Origin of the sequence: Paraburkholderia sp. CNPSo 3076 (assembly GCF_026343935.1) — a bacterium.
GTDB classification, from domain to species: Bacteria; Pseudomonadota; Gammaproteobacteria; order Burkholderiales; family Burkholderiaceae; genus Paraburkholderia; species Paraburkholderia nodosa.
The window spans coordinates 272,566-279,769 of record NZ_JAPMAL010000005.1 but is presented as its reverse complement, the minus strand read 5'-3'; the positions used below and the strand labels follow the sequence as shown (position 1 = coordinate 279,769).

6 protein-coding genes are annotated in these 7,204 nt (G+C 65.4%); 5 read left to right on the top strand and 1 reads right to left on the bottom strand.

The window, feature by feature from the left end:
- The 5 genes from M3A49_RS08515 to tssJ all read left to right on the top strand — a co-directional run.
- Positions 1 to 291: hypothetical protein (locus tag M3A49_RS08515; protein ID WP_266228293.1), on the top strand; the 291-nt coding region annotated here is incomplete at its 5' end.
- Complete coding sequence (tssA, locus tag M3A49_RS08510) at positions 288 to 1,877, top strand: type VI secretion system protein TssA (protein ID WP_266228292.1); 1,590 nt, start codon at positions 288 to 290, stop codon at positions 1,875 to 1,877. The genes M3A49_RS08515 and tssA, both read left to right, overlap by 4 nt.
- A 147-nt stretch (positions 1,878 to 2,024) precedes the next feature.
- A complete protein-coding gene (gene tssF, locus M3A49_RS08505; protein ID WP_416338934.1) occupies positions 2,025 to 3,833 on the top strand; it encodes a type VI secretion system baseplate subunit TssF in 1,809 nt (602 codons plus the stop codon).
- Positions 3,830 to 4,954 (top strand): type VI secretion system baseplate subunit TssG, encoded by a 1,125-nt coding sequence (gene tssG, locus M3A49_RS08500; protein WP_266228291.1) that lies wholly within the window; start codon positions 3,830 to 3,832, stop codon positions 4,952 to 4,954. The genes tssF and tssG overlap by 4 nt, the downstream gene beginning before the upstream one ends.
- A 14-nt stretch (positions 4,955 to 4,968) precedes the next feature.
- Positions 4,969 to 5,499, top strand: a complete 531-nt coding sequence (tssJ, locus tag M3A49_RS08495) for a type VI secretion system lipoprotein TssJ (RefSeq protein ID WP_266228303.1) — start codon at positions 4,969 to 4,971, stop codon at positions 5,497 to 5,499.
- Between the two features lie 128 nt (positions 5,500 to 5,627).
- Here the strand turns inward: tssJ and M3A49_RS08490 are convergent, their stop codons facing one another.
- On the bottom strand, positions 5,628 to 7,094 hold the full coding sequence (locus M3A49_RS08490) for an MFS transporter (RefSeq protein ID WP_266228290.1): 1,467 nt from the start codon (positions 7,092 to 7,094) through the stop codon (positions 5,628 to 5,630).
- Positions 7,095 to 7,204: the final 110 nt, after the last annotated feature.

Genomic DNA, 7,204 nt, shown 5'->3' with positions numbered 1-7,204 from the left:
GCGAAGGTCTCCCGGCAGGATAACGCGCGCTGGCTGCTCACGTGGACGCCGGATGCAAGCCAGGGCATTGCGCTCAGGGCCCAGCTGCGCAGCGAGGCCGGCGCCGGACCGCTTGACGTCCTGCAGCTGCGGCACTTTGCATTGCCCGCGCGCATCTTTCTGACCGGTAGCGCAAAGGCTGGGCCGAAGGCGACTGTCAGCGGTCCTCCGCCGCTGCCACCCGCAGCCATCGCGGCCGCGAACCACGCTGCAACGCCCCTGCCGCAAGGCATTGTGCCGGAGGCGCAATGATGCTGGGAGAACTGTTCAGGAGCCTCTTTCCGGCGCGCGAGGACGCGGGCGAACTGGCGCGCGCGCGGCTTGACGTGTGGGCGCCGTGGGTGCAGCCGTTCCCAGGCGAAGCGGGCGTCGGCCGCGATCCCGGCTACGAGGATGCGTTCTTTGCGCTCCGGGATGAGGCGGGCAAGCTCTCGGGCATCGACGAGAGCCTGATTGCCAGGTGGTGCGAGCAGCTACTGAAGGAGACCGGCAAGGACCTGCGTCTCGCGGGTTACTACGCGTTCGCGCGGTTGCGGCAGCATGGCACCGCGGGCTTTGCCGACGGACTGGAACTGGCCGCCGCGCTTGTCGACCGGTTCGGCGTTGCCGTGCTGCCCGCGCGCGCCGAAGCGAAGAAGGGCGCCCTTGAAATGCTTGCCACCGCGCGCGTGCTGGAGCTGCTCGAAGCCCGTGGCGAGTTTGCGCCGGCGGACCTCGAGCGCGCGCTTGCGGCGCTCGACATCTTGGTAACGCTAACGCTCACATGGCCCGAAGTTGCCCGCCCGAATCTGCAGCCCCTGGTGTCGCGTTTTGAGCGCAGGGACAGCGAGGCTCGAAGTGTTGAGGCCGAATCGACTGGATCATCGCCGCCGGCCATGGCAGGCGCCCCGTCTGGCCCGATTGCCTCGACGCGGGACCTGCTCGAGCAGGCCCGCACGATGGCCGGGTGGCTGCGCGATCAGGAGAACGGCTACCTGCCCTCGGTGCGGCTCGTGCGCAGCATCCGCTGGGACACGCTCCACGATGTGCCGCCAGCCGATGCCGCATCGCATACGCGGCTCACTGCGCCGCGCGCAGAGCTGCGTCAGCAGATGAAGCGGCTCATGTTGCAGAAGCAGTGGCACGAACTGCTCGAGCGGGTCGAGGGCGCGTTTATGGAAGGCGTCAATCATCTCTGGTTCGATCTGCAGTACTTCCAGCACGTCGCCCTCGATCACGTGGGAGCACCGTACGGTGCATGGCGCGAACTGCTCCGCGCGGACTTTGCGCTCTTTCTCGAACGGCTGCCCGGGCTAGAGCGGCTGTCGTTCAGCGACGGCACGCCGTTCGCCGACGATACGACGCTCGAGTGGATTGCGCGGCATGCCGTAGTCCGCGATCTCGAAGCGGGTGAGGGTGTCGCGCCGCTGCCGGTCTCGGCCGGCAGCGAGAACGAAGCCTCAGGCGACTGGCCCGAGATCGAGGCGCAGGCAAGAGACCTGGCCGGGCGCGACGGTATCGAGGCGGCGTTCGCGTGGCTGGAATCCCTGCCTGGACTCAAGACCTACCGCCACCGCTTCCTGCAGCGGCTCGTGATGGCGCGCGTGGCCGACCATGCCGGGCGTGCCGAAACCGTACTTGCCCTGCTGGTCGAACTGGACATGTCCGCGAAATCGCTGCCGCTCGTGCGCTGGGATCCTGCGCTCGTCTTCGAGGTCAAGCATCAACTGCTGCGGGCGTTGAAGGCGGCGAGCAACCGCAAGGATGCCGACAAGCCAGCGCTCGCGCGTCGCATTGGCGAACTGCAGGGCGAGATGACGGTACTCGACCCGGCACGCGCACTGGCGCTGGCCCAATAAGGCGCGCGGGATCCGTGCGGCGGCCATCGGGAAGCGTGGCCTGATGCATGCGAGCCCGACACTGACCGGCACCAGAATCCTGTAGATGAGGGAAGGGCAGGATTTCGATCTGATTTGCACTGCGAATTAAAAACAGGAAGTATTGCGATGGACAATCCGATTCTGCGCTACTACGAAGCCCAGATGCGCTATCTGCACGAATCCGGCAAGGAGTTCGCGAAGGCGCATCCCGACCGGGCGCGCCTGCTCAACCTCGATCGCGTGGGCGATCGCGATCCGTACGTCGAGCGTCTGCACGAGGGCTTTGCCTTTCTGACCGGGCGCCTGCAGCAGAAGCTCGACGACGAACTGCCAGAACTCACCGAAGGGCTCGTGAGCCTGCTGTGGCCACATTATCTGCGAATGATGCCGTCGCTGTCGGTCGTCGAGCTGATTCCGCTGCGGGAGAAACTCCAGAGGACTGAAGTGGTGCCAGCGGATGTGCCGGTGCGTTCCGCGCCCATCAGTGTGCCGCTCGCCGCGGGCGCCGAGGGTACGACGCCGCGCACCGTGCAGTGCCTTTACCGGACCACCCAGTCCGTGACGCTGCAGCCGCTCACCATCACGCATGCCGGACCGTCGGTGCGCAATGACGGCCGCTCGGTCATCCGGCTCGGCTTCGAGGTCCACGGTTCAGCGCGGCGTGAGGAAACCGATCTTTCGCGCGTGCGCCTGCACCTGAACGCCGATCTGCCAGTGGCGTTTTCGATGCATCTTGCGCTCACGCGCCAGATCGATTCGATCCTGTGGCGCATTCCGGAAGTGCGCGACGGCGAAGCGCTGCCGCTGTCTGGCGTCACGATCGAGCCAGCGGGCTTTTCCCCGGAAGAGCGGCTGTGGCCCAAGGCCGACGCGGCGTTCTCGGGCTACCAGCTCCTGCTCGAATATTTTTCTTTCAGGGAAAAGTTCCTTTTCGTCGACCTGTGTGGACTCGACGTGGCCAGGTTGCCCGCGGGAACAACCCGCTTCGAGCTGGAATTCATCCTCAAGGAATCCTACCCGTCGGACCAGCGTTTCAGCCGTGACAACGTGCGACTGTTCTGCTCGCCGGTCATCAATCTCTTCGAACTCGACGCCGAGCCCATCGAGATCAACCACCACGAGACGGAATACCGTGTCGTGCCGGCGGGCCATCGGGGTGAACACGTCGAAACGTATGCGGTCGATGCGATCGAGGCCTTCGACCATGTGACGGCAGAGCGCTACGAATACGTCCCGTTTGCCACGTTCCGGCATCGCGGCGGCATGCTGCGTCACGAGGCGCCGGAGCGGTATTTCCACGCGCGGGTGCGCCCCGGCATGTCGGGACTACATGAGACGTGGGTCGTCCTGGGTGGACACGCCTGGGAGACGATGGAGGCGTTGCCGGAGGAAAGCCTCTCGCTGCGCGTGACCGGCACCAACGGGATGCTGCCGCGCAAGGGGCTGCGCGAGGCGAGTCTCAGCGAACTCGCCGCGAGCACGCCGAACGTCGCCGGCGTGCGCAACCTGGTCGCGCCCACGCTGCCGCTCTATCCCCCGACGGATGACCGGTTCCAGTGGCGGGTTTTATCTCATCTTGCGCCCAACTTCCTGTCGCTGATGGACGCGGAGGTGCTGCGCGGCGCGCTCGGCCTCTACGACTGGACCGATGACGAACTGAACCGGCGACGCCTTAACGGCATTCTCTGGGTTTCGGAGGAGTTGCTCGAGGAGGTGTCGGGCGGCTCGGTCGAGCGCGGCGTGCTGATCGAGGTCACGCTCGATTCCCATGCATTCGCGGGCGAGGGCGACGTGATGCTGTTCGGCGAACTGCTGCACCGGTTCTTCGCACTGTACGCGGAAATCAACCTGTTCACGAAGCTCTCGATCGTGAGTCTGCCATCGCAGACCCGCACGGTGTGGCCGCGCAGCAAGGCAGAACGTTCCCCGCTATGAAGCCAGAGGATTTTCCCAATTTTGAGCCCCTGGTTGCGTCGCTGCTGGCCCGCGCGCCCCGGATGAACTTCATGCAGGTGTGCCGCCTGCTCGAGGTGAGCGCGCCGGACCGACCGGGCCTGGGCACGCGCGATACGCCCGAGCATGAACCCGTGCGCTTCGGGTCGTGGCCGCGCGTCGGATTTCCTGCGGGCGAAGTCGCCGCCGTCGACTTCGGCGACGCGGCAGATGAAACCGCGCGGTCGGTGCGGCCCACCGTGCGCACGACCTTCATGGGTCTGTATGGCGTCGATGCGGCGGTACCGCCGCACATGATCGACGACATTGTCCTGCGCGAGGAGGGGCATGAGGTGGTCGAGTCGTTTCTCGACCGGTTCGATCACCGCTTCGTCACGATGCTGTACCGCGCATGGAAGAAGTATCGCTATCCGGAGAGCTTCCGGCCGGGCGGGTCCGATGCCCATTCACGCAACCTGCTGAGCCTGGTCGGATTTGGCTGGGGCGACAAACCCGGGCGCGCGGGGCTGCCTGATTGCCGCATGCTGGCGCTGCTGGGACTGCTATGCCTCAAGACCCGCACGCCAGAAGGCCTCGCGGGAGTGATTGCGCTGGCCGTGCCGGGCGTGGAAGTGCGCGCCGACGAGTTTTTCCCGGCGCTCACCCGTCCCGGCCAGCCGAGGCCATTGACCTCACGTCCTCCGGCACAGGAATCGGAGAACGGCGCTCACGGGGGGCTGGGCGGGGGCTACGTGCTCGGTCGTCGCCTTGCCTATCGCAGTCGTGCTGTTCGGGTGACGCTGCGTCCCGCCAACGCACAACAGGCACACGACCTCTTGCCGGAGGCGTGGCTGAACCGTGAACTGCTGGCATTCGTGCGCCTTTACGTGGGCGTGAAAGCCGACGTTCATCTGCGCATGCAGGTGTCCTCGCGGATCGCGCCTTTGCCGGTCATCGGCACGATTGGCACGATCAGGACGGCATCGGCCCCGCCAGCACCGCGTCTTGGCTGGACCACGGTGCTGCCTGCCGTGGAAGAGCGCACGATTACCATTGCGCTTGGTGTGACCGAAGCGTTCCCCGCACCTGCGCCCAATCCTTACCTGACTCCGAAACGCACATAACCGGGGAAACCATGATGTTTATCCGCCTGACCATTGCCACTGTGGCATCTACCTTTCTGCTGTCGGCCTGCGGCGCCTGGCAGGCCGTGTCGGACACGTCGTCGAGTGCCTGGCACGCCGTGTTTCACAAACAGGTCAAGGTACTCAACGTCGATCTGTCCGCGCGCGCGGCCCTGAATCCGGACGATGCCGGCCGGCCGACTTCGGTCGCGGTACGCATCTACCAGCTCAGGGACCGCAAGCTGTTCGATGGCGCATCGTATGACGATCTCCTGAAAAACGACCGCACGGTACTCGCGCAGGACCTGCAGGACAGCATGGCCGCTGCGTTGAACCCGGGGGCGTCGGCGAGTCTCTCGCAGCCGATGAAAGCCGACACGAAGTACGTGGCCATCGTCGCGTACTTCCGGAACCCGGGTAACGGCAACGGCTGGAAATACGTGATCGAGAAAACGAAGCTCGACGCCGATAGGCCGCTGAAGCTCGAACTCGTCGACCAGCTTCTGCTCGCCACAGACGACTCGTACCGGAAAGCCTCACAGTGAGATTAGCGATAGCCGGGTGTCGTCCGATATTCCTGAGATGAAGAAGTCATTGCCCGAGCTGTTCGTCGAACTCGAGGCGCTGGACCGCGACGTACCTTCACAGAAGGCAACGCAGTAACGCAGCCAGGTTACTCCTCCCCGACAGCCGAAAGCGGCGCGGCCACATGTTCGAGCGACTTGCGCTCCGCGTCCACGCCCCAGATCGCGGCGACGAGTGCAGCCGCGAGCATGAGCGCCGATCCGACCACGTAGCCCGTGAACACCTCGCTGCGCTGGTGCGTATCGATCAGTCGTCCGAAGAACGCCGGGCCGATGATGCCGCCCAGTGCAGTGCCGAACGCATAGAACACGGCGATGGCGAGCGCCCGAATTTCCAGCGGGAACGACTCGCTCACAGTCAGATAGGCAGAACTCGCGGCTGCCGAGGCGAAAAAGAAAATCACCATCCACGCGACGGTTTGCATTGTCGCCGTGAGCATGCCCTGTTCGAACAGCCAGCCGCTCACCGTGAGCAGCACGCCCGAGAGTGCATAGGTCGCGGCGATCATCGTGCGCCGGCCAATCACGTCGAAGAGCCGCCCCAGCATGATCGGCCCGAGGAAGTTGCCGAGCGCGAACGGCAGCAGATAGAGGCCCACGTCGCCGCCCGGCACGTGATAGAACTCAGTGAGCACGAGCGCGTAGGTAAAGAAAATCGCGTTGTAGAAGAAGGCCTGTGCCGTCATGAGCGAAAGACCCACCAGCGCGCGACGGCGGTGGCGCACGAATATGGCATGAAACACCGCGCTCAGCGGCGTATGGCTGCGCGCATGCAGACGCAGCGGGTCATCAGGCGGGCCTTCCAGGGTATGGCCCGCATCGCGAAAGCGCGTTTCGATGCCCTCGACGATGCGCTTCGCCTCGTCGTGCTCGCCGTGCGTGAGGAGCCACCGCGGGCTTTCCGGAATCCAGCGGCGCATGGGCAAGATGATGAGCGCGAGTACCGCGCCGATGAAAAAGCACACGCGCCAGCCCCAGTCGGCGGGCAGCAGGTGCGGGTCGAGCAGCACGAGCGAGCCCGCCGCGCCGATGGCCGCGCCCACCCAGAACGTGCCGTTGATGCTGAGGTCGGTCCAGCCGCGCACGCGCGCGGGCGTGAACTCCTGGATCGTCGAATTGATGGCCGCGTACTCGCCGCCGATGCCCGCGCCCGTGATCGCACGAAACGCCACGAAGCTCGCGAAGCTCCACGAGAACGCCGTCGCGGCGGTGGCCAGCAGATACACGGCGAGGGTGATGAAAAAAAGCTTGCGGCGGCCCAGCCGGTCCGTGAGCCAGCCGAAGCCGAGCGCGCCGCACACCGCGCCCGCGATATACGCGCTGCCGGCCAGACCCACCTGCGCGTTGTCGAGATGCAGCACCGGGCTTGTTTTTAGCGCACTCGCTACCGCACCGGCCAGCGTGACTTCGAGACCGTCGAGCAGCCAGGTGACGCCCAGCGCTATGACGATGAGCACGTGAAAGCGCCCCCACGGCAAGCGATCGAGGCGCGCGGGGAGCGTGGTTTCGATGATGGGAGGCTTGTCGGTCGTCTCGGTCGTGTTGGGAGGATTCATCGGGTAGGGCGGCTAAGGCACGCGATGCGTTGTAGCATGCGCCGTTCCCGAAATGCAGGCGACGTGTCGCCTGCTCATACAAAAGCGGGTGACGTATGCACAGGTGAGCC

What these genes read in the sequence shown, in the direction of transcription:
- tssG (WP_266228291.1), top strand. Translation starts at nt 3,830, where the DNA reads ATGAAGCCAGAGGATTTTCCCAATTTTGAGCCCCTGGTTGCGTCGCTG.
- tssF (WP_416338934.1), top strand. Translation starts at nt 2,025, where the DNA reads ATGGACAATCCGATTCTGCGCTACTACGAAGCCCAGATGCGCTATCTG.
- tssA (WP_266228292.1), top strand. Translation starts at nt 288, where the DNA reads ATGATGCTGGGAGAACTGTTCAGGAGCCTCTTTCCGGCGCGCGAGGAC.
- tssJ (WP_266228303.1), top strand. Translation starts at nt 4,969, where the DNA reads ATGTTTATCCGCCTGACCATTGCCACTGTGGCATCTACCTTTCTGCTG.
- M3A49_RS08490 (WP_266228290.1), bottom strand. Translation starts at nt 7,094, where the DNA reads ATGAATCCTCCCAACACGACCGAGACGACCGACAAGCCTCCCATCATC.